The organism is Ligilactobacillus ruminis ATCC 27782 (assembly GCF_000224985.1).
GTDB lineage: Bacteria > Bacillota > Bacilli > Lactobacillales > Lactobacillaceae > Ligilactobacillus > Ligilactobacillus ruminis.
The window spans coordinates 643,502-659,962 of the sequence record NC_015975.1 but is presented as its reverse complement, the minus strand read 5'-3'; the positions used below and the strand labels follow the sequence as shown (position 1 = coordinate 659,962).

16 protein-coding genes and 1 pseudogene are annotated in these 16,461 nt (G+C 42.8%); 3 read left to right on the top strand and 14 right to left on the bottom strand.

Annotated features, from left to right (window positions below; translation table 11 throughout):
• Positions 1 to 244: 244 nt before the first annotated feature.
• The 3 genes from hpf to LRC_RS03275 all read right to left on the bottom strand — a co-directional run bounded on the left by hpf (position 245) and on the right by LRC_RS03275 (position 2,990).
• Entirely contained in the window at positions 245 to 805 is a 561-nt protein-coding gene (gene hpf, locus LRC_RS03285; protein WP_014073144.1) for a ribosome hibernation-promoting factor, HPF/YfiA family, read from the bottom strand.
• Positions 806 to 957: 152 nt separating this feature from the next.
• Positions 958 to 1,488 (bottom strand): ComF family protein, encoded by a 531-nt coding sequence (locus tag LRC_RS03280; RefSeq protein ID WP_225354881.1) that lies wholly within the window; start codon positions 1,486 to 1,488, stop codon positions 958 to 960.
• Between the two features lie 158 nt (positions 1,489 to 1,646).
• Positions 1,647 to 2,990, bottom strand: a complete 1,344-nt coding sequence (locus LRC_RS03275) for an ATP-dependent helicase ComFA (RefSeq protein WP_041819904.1) — start codon at positions 2,988 to 2,990, stop codon at positions 1,647 to 1,649.
• Between the two features lie 66 nt (positions 2,991 to 3,056).
• Between LRC_RS03275 and LRC_RS03270 the strand changes: the two genes are divergently transcribed.
• The gene (locus LRC_RS03270; RefSeq protein WP_014073142.1) at positions 3,057 to 3,698 is read left to right on the top strand and encodes a YigZ family protein; all 642 of its coding nucleotides are present in this window, start codon (positions 3,057 to 3,059) and stop codon (positions 3,696 to 3,698) included.
• A gap of 46 nt (positions 3,699 to 3,744) precedes the next feature.
• Here LRC_RS03270 and tnpA read toward each other — a convergent pair.
• The 6 genes and pseudogenes from tnpA to groES form a co-directional block, all read right to left on the bottom strand.
• A pseudogene (gene tnpA / locus LRC_RS03265) lies at positions 3,745 to 4,097 on the bottom strand (IS200/IS605 family transposase); the annotation flags it as partial.
• Positions 4,046 to 4,366 carry a hypothetical protein gene (locus LRC_RS03260; RefSeq protein WP_041819903.1) on the bottom strand — a complete coding sequence of 107 codons (321 nt, stop codon included), beginning with the start codon at positions 4,364 to 4,366 and terminating at the stop codon, positions 4,046 to 4,048. The pseudogene tnpA and the gene LRC_RS03260, both read right to left, overlap by 52 nt.
• A gap of 99 nt (positions 4,367 to 4,465) precedes the next feature.
• Positions 4,466 to 5,566: a glycosyltransferase family 4 protein gene (locus tag LRC_RS03255; protein ID WP_014073141.1), complete on the bottom strand. Its 1,101-nt coding sequence runs from the start codon at positions 5,564 to 5,566 to the stop codon at positions 4,466 to 4,468.
• A gap of 582 nt (positions 5,567 to 6,148) precedes the next feature.
• Positions 6,149 to 7,978 (bottom strand): APC family permease, encoded by a 1,830-nt coding sequence (locus LRC_RS03245; RefSeq protein WP_014073140.1) that lies wholly within the window; start codon positions 7,976 to 7,978, stop codon positions 6,149 to 6,151.
• Positions 7,979 to 8,248: 270 nt separating this feature from the next.
• The gene (gene groL / locus LRC_RS03240) at positions 8,249 to 9,862 is read right to left on the bottom strand and encodes a chaperonin GroEL (protein ID WP_014073139.1); all 1,614 of its coding nucleotides are present in this window, start codon (positions 9,860 to 9,862) and stop codon (positions 8,249 to 8,251) included.
• A gap of 48 nt (positions 9,863 to 9,910) precedes the next feature.
• The gene (gene groES / locus LRC_RS03235) at positions 9,911 to 10,195 is read right to left on the bottom strand and encodes a co-chaperone GroES (protein ID WP_014073138.1); all 285 of its coding nucleotides are present in this window, start codon (positions 10,193 to 10,195) and stop codon (positions 9,911 to 9,913) included.
• 264 nt (positions 10,196 to 10,459) lie between these two features.
• Here groES and LRC_RS03230 point away from each other — a divergent pair, with 264 nt between their 5' ends.
• Positions 10,460 to 11,098, top strand: a complete 639-nt coding sequence (locus tag LRC_RS03230; RefSeq protein WP_014073137.1) for a CPBP family intramembrane glutamic endopeptidase — start codon at positions 10,460 to 10,462, stop codon at positions 11,096 to 11,098.
• 35 nt (positions 11,099 to 11,133) lie between these two features.
• Here the strand turns inward: LRC_RS03230 and LRC_RS03225 are convergent, their stop codons facing one another.
• Positions 11,134 to 11,769, bottom strand: a complete 636-nt coding sequence (locus LRC_RS03225) for a redox-sensing transcriptional repressor Rex (RefSeq protein ID WP_014073136.1) — start codon at positions 11,767 to 11,769, stop codon at positions 11,134 to 11,136.
• A 182-nt stretch (positions 11,770 to 11,951) separates the two neighbouring features.
• On the opposite strand from LRC_RS03225, the gene LRC_RS03220 reads away from it, so the two are divergent.
• Positions 11,952 to 13,904, top strand: coding sequence for an ABC transporter ATP-binding protein (locus tag LRC_RS03220; RefSeq protein ID WP_014073135.1), 1,953 nt, complete (start codon positions 11,952 to 11,954; stop codon positions 13,902 to 13,904).
• Positions 13,905 to 14,092: 188 nt separating this feature from the next.
• Here LRC_RS03220 and tsaD read toward each other — a convergent pair whose 3' ends face one another.
• The 4 genes from tsaD to tsaB are packed head-to-tail and all read right to left on the bottom strand — an operon-like array spanning position 14,093 to position 16,408.
• On the bottom strand, positions 14,093 to 15,115 hold the full coding sequence (gene tsaD / locus LRC_RS03215) for a tRNA (adenosine(37)-N6)-threonylcarbamoyltransferase complex transferase subunit TsaD (RefSeq protein ID WP_014073134.1): 1,023 nt from the start codon (positions 15,113 to 15,115) through the stop codon (positions 14,093 to 14,095).
• A complete protein-coding gene (locus LRC_RS11870) occupies positions 15,108 to 15,335 on the bottom strand; it encodes a GNAT family N-acetyltransferase (protein WP_258414559.1) in 228 nt (75 codons plus the stop codon). Before LRC_RS11870 ends, tsaD begins: the two co-directional genes overlap by 8 nt.
• Positions 15,325 to 15,699, bottom strand: a complete 375-nt coding sequence (locus LRC_RS11865) for a hypothetical protein (protein WP_258414557.1) — start codon at positions 15,697 to 15,699, stop codon at positions 15,325 to 15,327. Before LRC_RS11865 ends, LRC_RS11870 begins: the two co-directional genes overlap by 11 nt.
• The gene (gene tsaB, locus LRC_RS03205) at positions 15,683 to 16,408 is read right to left on the bottom strand and encodes a tRNA (adenosine(37)-N6)-threonylcarbamoyltransferase complex dimerization subunit type 1 TsaB (RefSeq protein WP_014073133.1); all 726 of its coding nucleotides are present in this window, start codon (positions 16,406 to 16,408) and stop codon (positions 15,683 to 15,685) included. The genes LRC_RS11865 and tsaB overlap by 17 nt, the downstream gene beginning before the upstream one ends.
• Positions 16,409 to 16,461 lie beyond the last annotated feature (53 nt).

Below are 16,461 nucleotides of genomic sequence, written 5' to 3'. Positions count from 1 at the left end.
CCTTTCTAACTGCTTTTAACTTCTATGATGGTTATTTCTATTATTCAGTATACCAAGTTACATTTTATCATTATTTTCAAACAAATTAAAGGGTGAGCTTAAATTATCCCAGGGGCATCCGACCGAATGTTTGATTCATCAACTCCTGAGCATCTTTTGTGCTTTAATCTGCATTTTTTCAAACCGTCGCCACAACAAAAAGAACCCGGGGGAACTAATCCGGGTTCTTTAAAATTCAATTTAATTATTCTTCATCGCTTGCTTCAATCAGACCATAACGTCCGTCGCGACGCCGATAAACAATGTCGATGCCTGAAGTTTCAGCATCTTCGTAGATGAAGAAATCATGACCCAACATGTCCATTTGCAAGATTGCCTCCTCGGCGTCCATCGGCTTCAACGAAACACTCTTTGTACGAACAATCTCGAATTTTTTGTCTTCTGCAGCTGCTTCTTTAGGATCGGACGTCGGGACGAACTCAAATGTCTTGAAACCCTTTTCGCGCGACTTACGGTTAAGCTTTGTCTTGTACTTTCTGATCTGGCGTTCAAGCTTATCAGTTACCAAGTCAATACTTGCATACATATCAGGTGAGGTTTCTTCGGCTCTTAAAACAAGATACGGAAGAGGAATCGTAACTTCAACTTTGCAATTCTTATCCGAATAAACTTTTAGATTTACGTGAGCCATTGAACTGGACGTATCTTCGAAATACTTCTCAAGCTTTTTAAGCTTCTTTTCGACGTATTCGCGAATTGAACCAGTAACTTCGATATTTTCACCACGAACATTGATTTTTAACATGGTAAACCTCTCCTTTCGCTTCTGAACATCTTTGCTCAGAAGGTTTGATATGATGTCTCATATCTCATCTACACCTATATTATAATAGAAAACGCTTTAAATAACAATCAAAAGCCTTGAGATATTTAAAAAAATAAATAACCTTCACAATTTTATCTCGCCAACGTCACAGAAGTCACAAATTTTGCGCCTGCATCTTCCAAAAGCGTTTTCGCATGATAAAGCGTTCGTCCCGTCGTATAGATGTCATCGACCAACAAGATCTTTTTGTCGCTCAGATTATTTGGACCGACATATTCAAAAGGTTGTTTTGTTTTCATTCTCATCGCACGATCCTTGTGCGACTGCTTCAAGCGCCCTTTATTTTGGCGCATCACAAGATAATTTTCACAATCAATTTTTCCAAGCCAACCAAGAACCTGATTAAACCCGCGCGTTTTTTCAAACGTCTCCCTGTCAACCGGAATCGGGACGATCGCATATCCTTGTTTTTGAAATTCAGCAACTTTTTCTTGGAACTCATTTGCAAAAATCAAGCGATATCGATAATCCCCCATAAACTTGTATCTTGTAACGTAGGCTTTCATGTTTTCGTCATATTTGTAAAGCGCTTGATTAAAAAGCAACTCGTACCCTGCTTTTTCCCATCTTTTGCAATCTTCACAGATTGTTTTTTCGGACATCTGCCTTCCGCAACCGGGACATGAGGTCTTAAAATCAATTTTTTCGAATTTTTGGCGACAAGCTTTGCAAACAACTGATTGCTCCAACGGTCTAAACGAAAATAAAAAGTCAAAAGTCATGTTCTGTTTTAGTCTTCTTCCGCATAATAAGCACTCATTCATTTACAATATCGCCCTGCCTTTCGATTCATCCTTTTAATCTGTTCAATCGAGCCTTTGATTCGCTTGGTATAATTGTCGCAAAAAAATCTCACGTGTCCGTCCGGCCTTTCACTGCTTCTTCCGGCACGTCCAGCAATCTGAACAAGCGCAGGCAGATTGAATTCCGATGCGTCTGCACAAAGAACCAAAACGTTCAGCTTTGGAAAAGTCACTCCGCGTTCCAAAATCGTCGTCGTCACCAAGTAACGATATTTGCCGTCACGCATGGCCTGAACCTTCTCGATTCTTTCCGGATCCCCTGCATGAACCGTTGTTCCCGAACAACTTTCAGACAAAATTTCATGAAGGATTTCATGAACCTTTTCCAACAAATCGATTGTCGGCACGAAAACCAAAAAAGGATATCCCTCATTTTCAAATTCCGTCAAAGATTTTTTAACCGCACCAGGAATTCTTTCAGAAAAAAGCTTTTCCCTTAACCGAAAGCAACAAACGACTTTGGGGACAGGAAGCGGATTTTGATGAAATCTAATCGGAAGGTAAATCACGTCGATTTCCTTCTTTTTTATCCTTCTTTGCAGTTTTTCATCAGGAGTTGCCGTCAAAAAAAGTCGAGTTCCGCCTGCTTTTAATGCATTTTTAGCAGCATATTCAAGCGATTCATTGCCAAGAAACGGAAAAGAATCGACTTCATCAATAATCATCAAATCAAACGCCCGATAAAAACGCATCAACTGGTGCGTCGTACACAGTACGAACTGAGTATAGCGATATTTTGCATTTGAACGACTATGAAGACAGATGATGTCAATCGTTGCAAAAGCCGCTTTCAATCTTGGGAAAAGCTCATTAATCACGTCGATTCTCGGTGCGGCAAAACAGATACGCTTGCCTTTGATCAAAGCATCCTGTAACGTGGCAAAGGTCATCTCTGTCTTGCCGGCACCGGTAACTGCCCACAACAGATGGTCTCCAGGCAAAGATGCCGCTTTTAGCAAAGAATCGGATGCCGTTTTTTGCTGATTCGACAGCTTTCCGTGCCAACTCAAAACATCCGAACCATATTTTTGAAAGGCGTTGGGCTCTTTGATGCTGTATAATATAGTAGAAGTCGACATTCTACCGAGCATGATGCAATGGGGGCAATAGAAATCACCGTTTGGCAGCAAAACTTCCTTTAAAGGGGTTTTTTTGCCGCAACGTTGGCAAAAAAGAAACTTTTTATCAATTTTGACAGCGGGACGCTTTTCCAAAGAAGGCAGTTCATTGAGTTCTTCTTCATCCTCCCTGCAAGAAATTGCCGTTGTTTGACGTCCATAAAACATTTCAACATTAATCATCAAACTCATCCCCCTAATATATAAATACGCAAAAATCATCCAAAATTCTTTTGAAAGGACAAAAAAATGAATCAACCCTACCTGACTATCAAAGAAGACGGCTCAGTTGAGCAAACCATCAAAAAATCACAGTTCATCTGCTGTATTTTTAGAATAAAAAACGAGGAACAAGCCCAAGAAATACTTGCAAAGCAGCGTTCTTTGCATAAAAAAGCGACCCACATCTGCTTCGCTTATATGACTGGCGATCAAGACCAGATTCAGCGCGAGTCGGACAACGGAGAACCGCAAGGAACTGCGGGCGTTCCCATCCTTGAAGTTTTGAAAGCAAATAAGATTCATGACGTTTTGGCAATCGTCATTCGTTACTTCGGCGGAATCAAGCTGGGAGCAGGAGGCTTGATCAGGGCCTACAGCAGTTCATGTGCTCAAGCAATCGAAGCCGTCGGCATCGTCAAGCGAGTCATTCAAACAAAAGTCACCATAACAATCGAATATCCGCTTTGGGGCAAACTGCAAAATTTCTTGACAAACGAAAAAATTGCCTTGCTTGACACGATTTACACCGACAAGATTCAAGCCGTCATCTGTGTCGATTCCGACAAGATTAGTGATTGCAAACAAAAGATAATGGATCTGCTTGCCGGAAATTGCCTGTTTGAAACAGGAACAGATATTTTAAATTATGTCCAGCTGGAAATCCCGTGACTTTAGTCATGGGATGGATAGGCCCTGTCAAGCTCTGTAAGGAGCTTTTTTTCATCTCATTGTATTTTTGATCGTTTATATATTTCTCGACTGATTCTTTACTCATATTAACTGACGTGCTAATGTAGTAACCAGGCAATCATAAATGCCGCCCCAGGACTGGGACCGCCGAATTTTTGGGTATCGACGCAAGAAAATAAAGGCGTTTCTGTCTTTGAACGCTTTGATGGCGCTAGGCGGTACCTCGCTAGGCGGAAAGATGATTAAGACATGAACATGGTCAGGCATAACTTCCATTTTTTCGATTACAATTTCGTTATTCTCGGCTACTTGCCATAGGATCTCCTTCATTTCGTTTGATAACTCATTAGTAGTAAAAGTTTTATGACAATATTTAGTGAAATCGCAATCAAAAAAGAGCCGAGAAATCTCAGCTCTTTTTTGATATTAGCTTTATATGCGCAAAAAGAGCCGGGAAAAAACTCCGTCTCAAATTGAAAAAACGGATGATTTGAAATCAATTGCAAATCTGATCCGCTTTTCGGATGCAGGACGATCGCCTTCCATGATGTAAATCGTCGAAAATAGCGCAGACGGTAAATTTGACTGAGATCTTGGCTGAATTGGCTAAGCAGTACTGCTTCTTGAGAAAAGTAGTTTTTATTCATTAGAAATAAAAAAAGCTGGACAAAGTCAGTCGCATCCCGACCGCCTTCGTTCGGCTTTTCTTTTAATTCAAGAGAGAAACGGGACTTTTTTCCCAGACTCTACTTGTTTTTCTTTGACTCAGAACCGGAGAGTTTCAAAACCAAATTTCTTATAAAATTCAGCAACGGTTGCCTCGTATCGCCTACGAGCCCGATAACTTCAACGAAGATTTCAAGACCAAACAGAGTCGCCACCGTCAAAAGCAAAGATCCCCACAAATTTGAAAATGAATAAAGCAGTGAAATGCAGGAGAAAATCAGCGCTATTCCATAAATAACAAGAACCGTCTGCGTATGACTCAATCCCATCTGCATCAATCGATGATGCAGATGATGCTTGTCGGCTTGTGAAATTGGGCGATTGTTCAGCTTGCGCCGCAAAATGGCGTACACCGTATCGGTAATCGGAACGCCCAAAATGATTACAGGAATAATAATCGTGATGAACGTTGCATTTTTCAAACCATAAAGGGAAAAAACCGAAATCATGAATCCGATGAACAGTGAACCCGTATCACCGAGGTAAATTTTCGCCGGGTGAAAATTATATGGCAAAAATCCAGCGAGTGCGGCTACCATCGTAAACATCATGATCGAAACAAAAGTATTCGTCACGTTTAAAAAGAAATATCCCGTCACGGCACTGGTAGTCAATGCAATTATCGCCACGCCGCAAGCCAAACCATCGAGTCCATCAATCAGGTTCACGGCATTCGTGATGGCAGCAACCCAAAGAAGCGTGATCGGCAAGCTCAGCCAACCAAGCTGAACGGTTCCCACAAACGGTATCGTCAACGTTGTCATCCTGATTCCTGCTGCAAAATACACGACCAGAGACGCAAGCAGGATTCCGAACATTTTTTGTCTCGGTTTCAATTCATAAATATCATCAATAATTCCAGTCAAGATAATCAAAACTTCTGCAGCAAACAATGGCCAAATCTGATCGCTTGGATATTGATTTCTGAGCAATGCGAAGTTTGCGATATTAAATGCGATAAAAATCGCCAATCCGCCCATTGTCGGCATTGGCACTTTGTTAACGCGTCTTGCATTCGGGTTGTCCACTGCGCCGATTTTTAGCGCAAGTCCTCGAATCAAAGGAGTCAAGGCAAGCGACAGCAAAAACGTCGCAGCCATTGATGCAAGTATCTTATACATATGCCGTCCTCTTTCTGTTAGTTCACTGTGCGCAAACACGGCCGATTCCGCACAACAAATCTGCAAGCATGAAAACCCACAAGTACAGAATACATTTTACCATAAGAGTAAAACAAATAAAAGACGAGGTCCCAAATCATGAAAATGATGATAACATCCGCAAAACTGACGCGAAAAAAGTCTCGGTTCACGCTTTAATTAAACTAAATACCGAACAAAGACGGCCTTTGTCCGGTATTTTTTCAATTTTGATATATGAAAACAGAATTTTTATCAAATGCAGCACCGTGCATCGCCTGCTCAATCAATTCGTCAAGAATGGCTTACTAGCAAAATACCGATTTTTGAAATCTGCCCGTAAAAAGCAGTCCTCGGTTACATACAATGCCTCCTTTTGGACGTTTTGATACATGAAAATGAAAACAGACTTTTTACTTATTCCAGCATGATAATTGTCGTGCACACGAAAAAAACCCGGGTTAGATTTGCATTGATTGCAAATCGTCCGGATTTTCAATTTGAGGCATAGTGTTTGCCATTCTCTTTTAAGGACGTTTTTATGATCTGAAAAACGTTTTAGAACTACTTTTTCAAATGATAGCTGTACGTTGACACAATGATATTTTCCCTGGAACCAAGTGCTTGACGCAATCTGAAACTCGTTTGGTTGTGCAAAATATTCTGCCATGGTTTTTTAGGAACAAATTGCGGCACGAGCACGGTCACGGAGTAATTTCGATTGACCGAATCTTTGGCGATAACGTCACAGAATCTGATAACCGGAGCTACGACTGAACGATAAGACGAGTGCAAATCGACAAATCGCACGTCAGGAAACGCCATCTTGAATTCATTTACCGTCTCATGCTCCTTTTTAGGATTGGCATCAAACGAAACGTGCATCGCAATGACGTTTTCACTGATTGAACGCGCATAGTTGATGGCTCCCGTAGTGACGTGCGTTACCGAGCTGACAAGAACGATCACGGTCGAACCGCTGTAGTTATGCAATTGCTGTTCTTCGCTCAAACGCAGCTGCGCCGCAACCGCAACATAGTGAGCATGAATCTTGTAGAATGCAAACAAAAGCAAAGGCATGATTACAAGATACGGCCAAACGTTGCTGAAATGAAGGAAGAACAAGAAGACGACAAGCGCAAGGGAAATCAGAGCACCCAACAAGTTGAAAAACGAATTCAAGATCCAATGCCTGCCTCGTTCGCGATACCAGTGAATAATCATTCCCGACTGCGACAAGGTAAACGGCACGAACACGCCCACTGCATAAAGCGGAATCAACAAGTTTGTCTGTCCATGAAAAATAAAGATCAGGACAATCGCACCGACAGCAAGCGAAATAATCCCGTTTGAGTAGCCTAAGCGATCGCCTTTGTCCATAAACATATGAGGCATGAATTTATCTTTTGCAAGATTATATGCCAAAATCGGAAATGCCGAAAAACCAGTATTTGCAGCAACGGCCAAAATCATTGCGGTCGAAAGCTGCAAGAGGTAAAAGAACAAGCCATGACCAAACACGGCAATCCCGATTTGAGAAAGCACCGTTTGCTTGCCGTTCGGCAAAATTCCAAGATAATAACTCAAAAACGTAATGCCGCCAAAGAAAATACCCAAAATGACGGCCATAATTGCCAACGTATTGGCAGCATTCTTGCGCTTCGGCTCTTTAAAGTTCGGCACGGCATTGCTGATGGCTTCAACGCCCGTCAGGGAAGATGAACCGGCCGAAAAAGCTTTTAAAAACAAAATCATCGTCATGCCGGGAACCGCTTGACCAACATGAGCACAGGCAGAATATTCAATTTTGCCCGTTGCAATGTTGAACAGTCCCCAACCGATCATTGCGACAATCATCACGACGAAGAAGTAGACCGGAACCGTCAAAAACGAAGCAGATTCACGCATCCCGCGCAGATTAAGCGTCATAATGAACAAAACGATAATGACTGAAATTGCAATGCTTTGATTGCTGAGTGCGGGAACTGCGGACGTAATTGCTTCAGTCCCGGACGTAACGGAAACAGCGACCGTCAGCATATAATCGACCAAAAGAGAACCACCGGCAACAAGACCCGCACTGGTCCCCCAATTTTTTGTCGCAACAACGTATGCGCCGCCACCAGAAGGATAAGCATTGATGATCTGGCGGTATGAAATCGTGATTGCAAAAAGCAAGACGAGCACGATTCCGGCCGCCGGCAAGGCATACCAGGTAGCTGCAGCAGACAGTACCAATAAGGCAGTCGTAATCTGTTCAGTACCATATGCAACTGAAGATAAAGCATCAGACGATAATAAAGCCAAGGCTTTGAACTTGGTCAAGGACTGACCGCCCTCATCAGCTGTTTTCAATGGTTCCCCAATTAACAGCCTTTTTAAATAACGATACATAGCGATTTTTCTCCTTTGTAAAAAACAACTCCCGAAATACCTCAAATCCGTAAGTTGCAAATTATCAATGTATTAATTACGCTGTATTCATACATTTTACACCATTAGTCAAATTAATGCACACCCAACCCATGCATCGATTCAAGTGTTGTAAATACGATTTATTATATAGCCTTTTACAAATTAATTCAAGAAGCTTGCAAGCGTAAACAAATAATCCCGAGAACCGCTCGACTCGATCCTCGGGATTATCGCCAAATTTATGACTTTTTACATCATGCCGCCTTGTGGCATTTGCGGAGCAGTTTCCTTTGGTTCCGGCTTGTCAGCAACGACTGCTTCAGTCGTCAACAGCAAAGCTGATACGGAAGCTGCATTTTGCAGTGCGGAACGAGTTACCTTGGTTGGATCGACGATGCCTTCCTTAACCATGTCAACCCATTCATCGGTTGCGGCATTATAACCAATTCCTGGTTCCTGTTCCTTAAGTTTTTCAACGATTACGGAGCCTTCCAAACCTGCATTTTCGGCAATTTGACGAACAGGTTCTTCCAAAGCGCGCTTAACGATATTGATACCCGTTTGAACGTCGCCGCTTTCCTTCAAATCTGCAACAGCACCGATGACGTTTACCAATGCCGTGCCGCCGCCAGGAACGAAGCCTTCTTCAACGGCTGCGCGCGTAGCATTCAAAGCATCTTCAATGCGATACTTGCGTTCCTTCAATTCAGTTTCGGTTGCGGCACCGACCTTGATGACGGCAACGCCACCGGCAAGTTTTGCCAAACGTTCCTGCAGCTTTTCGCGATCGAAATCGGAAGTCGTTTCGGCAATTTGCTTTCTAAGCTGATCAACGCGTTCCTTGATTTGTGCCTTGTCGCCTGAACCTTCAACAATCGTCGTGTTCTCCTTTGTAACCGTAACGCGACCTGCGGTACCAAGCTGATTGATCGTTGCATCCTTGAGCTGCAAGCCAAGATCGTCAGTAATCACCGTTGCGCCCGTCAAAATAGCAATATCCTGCAGCATTGCCTTGCGACGATCGCCAAATCCAGGAGCTTTGACCGCAACAACGTTAAACGTGCCGCGAATCTTGTTCAAAACAAGCGTTGGCAATGCTTCACCGTCAACATCGTCAGCGATGATCAGCAATGGACGACCTTGTTCAACGATTGATTGAAGCAATGGCAAAATTTCCTGAATGTTTGAAATCTTCTTGTCCGTTACCAAAATGTACGGATTGTCAAGGTCTGCTTCCATCTTGTCATTGTCGGTTACCATGTACTGTGACAAATAACCGCGATCAAACTGCATCCCTTCAACAACGTCAAGCGAAGTATCAATACCCTTTGATTCTTCAATCGTAATTACGCCGTCATTGCCGACCTTTTCCATTGCGTCGGCAATAAGTTTGCCTGTTTCTTCATTTGCAGAAGAGATGGCTGCGATTTGAGCAATGTCACTCTTTGATTCAACCTTGTGAGACATTTTCCTCAATGCGTCAACGGCAGCTTTCGTTGCAAGTTCAATCCCGCGACGAATGCCGACAGGGTTTGCACCTGCAGTAACGTTTTTCATGCCTTCATTTACGATTGCCTGAGTCAAAACAGTTGCCGTTGTCGTTCCGTCGCCTGCGATATCGTTCGTCTTCGAAGCAACTTCCGCAACAAGCTTTGCTCCCATGTTTTCAAAATGGTCTTCCAATTCAATTGCTTTGGCAATCGTTACGCCGTCATTCGTAATCGTCGGGGCACCGTATGATTGTTCCAGGACAACATTGCGCCCCTTGGGACCGATTGTCGATTTGACAGTATCTGCAAGCTTGTCAACACCTGCAAGCATCTTTGAACGAGCATCTTCTGAAAACTTGATTTCCTTTGCCATTATTAATTTCACCTCATAAAAATTCTTGAATTATGAACAAAACCGTCGTTATTCAACAACTGCAACGATGTCGTTTTCGTGAACTACCAAATACTTTTCGCCTTCATAGCTCACTTCTGTTCCGGCATACTTGTCAAACACGACCGTATCTCCTTCCTTGACAGAAGGAACGACTTTTTCACCGTTATCAAGGACACGTCCTGTACCAACGGCCAATACTTTGCCCGTTTGCGGCTTTTCTTTTGCATTGCTTGCAAGAACGATTCCGCCAACGGTTTGTTCCTCTTCTTTTTGAACCTCTAAAATGACACGATCTCCTAATGGTTTAAGCACGTTATATCCCTCCAAAGTCTTTTTTAGCACTCTCAACATTTAAGTGCTAACTAATTACAATTCTTACTATAACCACTTTCGGAATTAATTGCAAGCATTTTTTATCACTCTCATGCAAAGAGTGCTAAAAACATGTTTTAAAACCGCATCAGACCGCGCTTTTCAACAAATCAAAAAAGTTGTTAAGGTTTGGTAAAGGCCACTTCAAGCTCTTATGTGCTATAATGGTAAAAGCTCAAAATCGAAAAGAAAGAAGGCTCTTATTTGAATAAACAAAATTCAGCCAACGGCCTTGCATTAACAAGCGCCTATCTTTTCATCATGATTTGCCAACTCATGATTCCTCATTATTTCCGCAACGGGCCTGCTTACCTGATTTGCACGCTCATTTGGCTGCTTGGCGCTTTAGCGATGATTTTTCTTAATAGAAGGTTTTCGTTTAAAAACCCCATCGATTCGACTGAGAAATGCACTCAAGCTACGCATGAAGCAATTTTGATCGGTCTTGGTCTTATCGCAACGCTCGCTTCACAAATACTGCTCACTACCTTTGAGGTCAACGTTTTGCATCAGCCGTCCGGATCAGAAAATACCAACATGTTCATTGAGATTATTCACCAATATCCGTACTATTTCCTGTGTCCGGTCATTGCGGCTCCAATTACCGAGGAACTTGTTTTCAGAAAATTTTTCTTCGGCAATTTTTCAAGCGTGCTCCCCAAATTAATCTGCGCGCTGATCTCAAGCACTGTATTTTCAATAGGTCACAGCGACGGACACTTTATCGTCTATGCGGCAATCGGACTCATTTTATGCTATGTCTATGAAGAAAGCGGCAAAATCAGAACCAGCATGATCGTGCATATGCTGATGAATCTGACGGTCATACTCATCAATCTATAAAAAAAGCCGGAAAGAAAAACTTTCCGACTGAGTTCTTAAGATTGTTTCTCCAAATCAAGGAAGTAAATCAAAGTTTGGAGCTCATTCGTAAGATCGACGTTTTGGACCAGCACGGACTCAGGCACTGATATCCTGAGCGGCGTAAAGTTCAAAATTCCCTTGACTCCTACTTCAATCAAATCGTTCGTAACTCCTTGAGCAACATTGGCAGGAACCGTTAAAATCACGATTTCGATCTGCTGAATCTTGAGCTGTTCCTTCATATCCTCCATCGGATAAATGGGAACGCCGCTTTGAATCGTTCCGGTAATTTCTTCGTTGATGTCAAATGCAGCATTGATTCTGACGTTGTTGCTTTTATGAAAATTGAAGTTGAGCAACGCATGACCAAGATTGCCGACGCCGATCAAAGCAACGTTTGTCAGCTTATCCTGGTTGAGCGTCTTTTTGAAAAATTCCAAAAGATTCTCGACATCATAGCCATAGCCACGTTTTCCAAGTGCTCCAAAATAAGAAAAGTCCCGGCGGATAGTCGCAGAGTCAACTTTGACCGCATCAGCCAGTTCATTTGAACTGACGCGTTTTTTGCCGGCATCTGACAACATATTCAGGTAGCGATAATAAATCGGCAAACGTTTGGCCGTAGCCTTGGGAATATTTTGCGATGTCATAGGATAGTCCCCCTGTCTGTCATGCTTACTTATAAATTTTAGCATACAAATTCAAACATTAAAACAAAAAAGTTACTTAATTCACAAACTTTGATACAAAGCGTGATTGATATAAAGCTCTTCTAAACGCTTACATAAAATGCTTGTGAATATTTTCCACAATCAATGAAAAGGTGAACCAAATGATACTCTTACAAGTTCAACAAGTTGCCCGCTATTTTGGGGCAGATACTTTGTTTGAAAATGTCAGCTTAGATGTTTCAGACAACTCGCGAATTGCGCTCGTCGGTCGAAACGGTGTCGGAAAATCGACGCTGCTTAAGATGATTATCGGAAACGAGTCGCCCGATGCGGGCCAGATAACCAAGAAAAAAGGCTTGACAATCGGCTATCTCGCCCAAAACACCGGACTTGAATCAGATAAAACGATTTATGCTGAAATGCTCAGCGTTTTCGAAAGACTTCAAATCATGGAAAAAAATCTGCACGAAATGGAAGCAAAAATTGCAGATCCAGGTGCAGATCATTCATCTTCCGAATATTCTCAGCTTTTGAACCAATATGATCAGCTGCTTCATGACTTTAAAGAACAAAACGGATACGGCTACGAAGCAGAAGTTCGTTCAGTGCTTCATGGTTTTCACTTTGAACAAGAGGACTATGATCGCAAAATATCATCGCTTTCCGGTGGTCAAAAAACGCGACTTGCCTTGGCAAAACTGCTTTTGGAACAACGTGATCTTCTTATTTTGGACGAACCTACGAACCATCTTGATATCGACACTTTAACCTGGCTTGAAGGATACGTCCAAAACTATAAAGGTGCGCTGCTCATTGTTTCGCACGACCGCTATTTTCTTGATCGAATCGTCAACGAAGTCTATGAAATCAGTCATCATCACAGCAGCTACTACAAAGGAAATTATTCGGCATATATCGATCAAAAGGCCGAACGACTTCGCCAGGATTGGAAAAATTATGAAAAGCAGCAGGCCGAAATTTCCAAACTGGAAGATTTTGTAAACAAAAACCTGGTTCGTGCCTCAACCACCAAACGTGCACAAAGTCGCAGAAAGCAGCTTGAAAAAATGGAACGTCTCGAGCGTCCTGAAGGAGATGAAAAAGGACCACATTTCAAATTCACGGCCGATTCTCAAAGCGGAAACATCGTTTTAACCGTCAAAGATGCCGCAATCGGATATGACGGTCATATCATTTCTTCGCCAATCAATATCGATCTGAGAAAAAATCAGGTCATGGCCATCGTTGGTCCAAACGGAATCGGAAAATCAACGCTTTTAAAAAGCGTCTTAGGTCAAATTCCGTTTGTCAAAGGCAGCTCTGAATTTGGCACGAACGTCAAAGTCGGATACTACGATCAGGAACAGCATAACCTGCATGACAAAAAAAACGTTTTAAACGAGCTTTGGGATGATCATCCGACAACGCCGGAAAAAGATATTCGTTCAATACTTGGAAGTTTTCTTTTTATCGGTGATGATGTTTCCAAAGTTGTTCACAATCTGTCGGGCGGCGAAAAGGCACGTCTGCTTTTAACCAAACTCGCCATGAAGCATGATAATTTCTTGATTCTTGACGAACCGACCAACCACCTTGACATCGACAGCAAAGAAGTCCTTGAAAATGCCGTTATGGACTTTAACGGAACCGTTTTGTTCGTTTCACATGACCGCTATTTTATCAACAAGGTAGCCACTTGTGTCCTCGAAATTGCTCCGCAAGGTTCGACGCTTTATCTCGGTGACTATGACTATTATCTCGAAAAAAAGGCAGAACAAGAAGAAATTGCCGCTGCCAAATCAACAGCCGAAACCCCGATTGAAAATTCTTCAAAAGAAGTCTCAACCGGAAAAGTCAATTATCAGCAAGGAAAGGAACGTCAAAAACAAGAACGCAAACTAAAACGCAGCGTTGAAGAATTTGAACAACTCGTCGAAAAACTTGACGCTCAAAAAAATGACTTGGAAAATCAGATGTCCTCACCTGAAAACTATAATGACTTGGAAAAAATGGGCGAACTTCAGGCAAAGCTGCAGGAAATTTCCAAAAAACTCGCTGAAGCAGAAGAAAACTGGGAACAAGCAAGCATGGAGCTGGAAGAATTCTTGGCTTGATCAAATAAGGCTTCTGAAACGCACAACCGTTTCAGAAGCCTTATTTTTATTGGATGAGACCTTTCAATTACGTTTTTTTCGTAATTTCCGCACTGAAGACCCCACGTCTGAATTTTTCGCATCAAAAAAAGGATCTTTCCCGTCTTTTGGAAAAATCCTTTTTATTTTCAAGCTGTTTATGACGTGTTTTAGATCCAATCAAATTCCAGACTCGGATCAGCGTTAAGATCCAATCCTCCTCTGATTCCTGCAAGATATGCTTCGTAACCGGCAGCTCCGATCATTGCCGCATTGTCACCGCAAAGTCTGAGCGGTGCCTTGATCAATTCAACATCGTCGAATGCCTGAAGCTCTTCATCAAGACGAGTCCGCAAGCCCTGATTAGCCGCGACTCCTCCGGCAAGAATAAGTTGTTTTACCGGAAATTCTTTCAGGCAGCGAACCGTTTTTTCTGCCAAAACGTCGACGACGCTTTGTTGAAAGCTGGCAGCAAGATCGTTTTCATCAAGTTTTTCGCCTATTTGGTCGGCATGATGAACCGTATTGATGAATGCGCTCTTTAACCCGCTGAAGCTAAAATCGAAATTGTCCTCTTTTTCCATTGCGCGCGGAAAATGGAACGTATCATGACCTTTGTGCGCCATCTCATCAATCTGTTTTCCGGCCGGATATGTCAGGCCAAGGACGCGCCCGACCTTATCATAAGCTTCACCGCAGGCATCGTCTCTTGTTTCGCCGATAATCTTGAAATCATAAGGACCGCTTAAATAGACCAGTTCGGTATGACCGCCTGAAACAAGCAGCGCCAATGCCGGAAAATGCAGTTCTCCTGCAAACCTTGCGGCGTAAATGTGTCCTGCCATGTGATTAACCGGAACAAGCGGCAAATCATGAGCATACGCAACCGTTTTTGCAGCAGTCACGCCAACGAGCAGCGAACCAACCAAGCCTGGTCCGTAAGTAACGGCGACCGCATCCAAATCATCATAGTCGACGTTTGCTTCACACAATGCGTCATCGATACAGTACGTAACCTGTTCAATATGATGGCGACTCGCCACTTCCGGAACAACGCCTCCAAAACGCTTGTGGCTTTTGATTTGGGTTGCCACAATGTTGGAAAGAATTTTATTTCCGTTTTCAATCACGGCCACGCTTGTTTCATCACAACTTGATTCAAAGGCCAAAATGAGATTTCTGTCTTCAGCCATTCGTCATTCGTTCCTTTCTCTTGTTGGCATTGATGCTGTAAACCATTTCGATGGCATCTTCTGCCGGACTGTCAGTATAGTAGTCTTTTTTCACGATTCGATCGACAAAGCCTGCAAAACGGTATGCCTCATGGGCATTAACGTTGCTTTGTCTGACTTCAAGACTGACTTTTCTGAGACCCCTTTTGTCTGCTTCGTCAATCAAAGTTTTAATCAGCATCTGACCCAATCCTAAGTTTTGATAAGGAGGCAAAACGGCAATATTCCGTGATATGCGCCTCATACGTTGCGTATTTCATGTCGCATCCCGCAAAACCGACCATCTCATCGTTGTGGCGGACTACCAGATACAGCGTTCTTTCCTGCTCCCTGATCTGAGCTTCGAAGTTTTCAAAATTCCAAGGAGTCTGCCCCTTATAGACTGCACGTTCGATATCCAAAATTTCGGGAATATCCGGAACGACTGCGCGCACGAAGAGATATTCATACCCCTTGACTTTGACGTTTCTGCATTTAAATTCCAATTGACCGTCATTTTTACTGCCAAACAAGCGGTTGAAGCCAGTTTTAAATTTTTTCAACATAGGAGTCATGCTCATCTTTCCCCTCCGGATGTTTCTCAAGCCATTGAGCCTCAGCTTGGGTCATTCGCAAATAATTTGGAACAAAATCGTTGACGTCGACGCATTTTTCCTTTTCGCCAAGCATCCCCAAAATGTCTGCTCGAGGATAATTGAAACCAAAAGAAGAAATGATGCCGTTTTTGCATTTTTCATTAATCAAATCAGAATAGGCCTGCGCATCCTTGCCGATAAAAATCACGCTTTCTGAAGCAAATTTTTCACACAAATCAGCAATTGCAATATGCCGGTCGGACATAACCGTTTGCAAAAGACCGTTTTCATCATAGCGGTAAGCCCCGGCGAAGACGTTGCCGCGCCTTGCGTCAAACAACGGCACAAGAACGCTTTTTTCCGTTTTTGGAAATGCAGCGGCCAAAACTTCAAGACTCGATACGCCCGCCAATTCTTTGTCCAACGTGTATGCCAAAGTCTTAGCGGTTGCAGCTCCGATTCTCAAACCGGTATACGAACCGGGGCCCTTTGCCACCACGATTCGATCAAGCTCACAAGGTTTGAGTCTTGCATCTTCCATCAGCCGCTCAATCAGCGGCAACAGCTTCACGCTGTGATTTTTCGTTTTCGTACAGGTCGCCTGACTGAGCAAATTGCCATCTTCCAAAACGGCCACGCTCAATGGCTGATTGGAAGTATCAATCGCTAGAATTTTCATTAATTATCGTCCTTTTTGTCTGTATAATCTTCCATATGATATCTTAACATAAA